Source organism: Intrasporangium chromatireducens Q5-1, from assembly GCF_000576575.1.
Lineage (GTDB): Bacteria > Actinomycetota > Actinomycetes > Actinomycetales > Dermatophilaceae > Intrasporangium_A > Intrasporangium_A chromatireducens.
Map to the genome: position 1 here is coordinate 1 of NZ_AWQS01000571.1, position 585 is coordinate 585.

Here is a 585-nt window from a genome sequence, read left to right on the forward strand (position 1 = left end):
CCGTCGAGAGGCCACCAACCGACGAGAGCCCACCAACCGTCGCTGTGCCGAGAGCCGCAGCCACCACTCGGTCGGCTGGTAGAACGAGGTGGTGGAGCTTGATGCGGTGCAGGACCGGACCCTTGCGAGGGCCAGCCGCGCCACGCTGGCGGCATACCCGACGGAGTTCCGGCTGACCGGACGACGGCTCGTCGAGTACCTGGACCAGCGCACGTTCGCCGTCGTGAGCACGACGCGTCGCGATGGGAGGGCGCACGCCGTCGTCGCCTCGTACGTGCGGGAGGGCGCGACGTTCTGGCTCCCGACCGAGGGCGGCACCGTGCGGCTTCGGAACGTACGGGCCCACGCCTGGGCGGCGCTGACGGTGACCGAGGGCGACCGTGGCAACCATGTGGTCGTCCCTCATCGAGGGGCCTGCCGTGGTCGTGGCGCCAGGGGAGGTTCCCAGCGCGGTCGCCGGACGGGTGAGGGAGCCGTGGGTGGAGCAGTGGATCCGTGTAGCGGCTGAGCGTCTGCGGTCCTACGCGGCACCTGGAAGCGCGGCCGTGGCCGTCGAGTGACTCCCCACACGTCGGTTGGTGGCCT

The 585-nt window shown here is 71.5% G+C and carries 1 protein-coding gene; it reads left to right on the plus strand.

Annotated elements, in window-relative coordinates; genetic code table 11:
- Positions 1-91: 91 nt before the first annotated feature.
- On the plus strand, positions 92-508 hold the full coding sequence (locus tag N864_RS22940) for a pyridoxamine 5'-phosphate oxidase family protein (RefSeq protein ID WP_034723065.1): 417 nt from the start codon (positions 92-94) through the stop codon (positions 506-508).
- Positions 509-585: the final 77 nt, after the last annotated feature.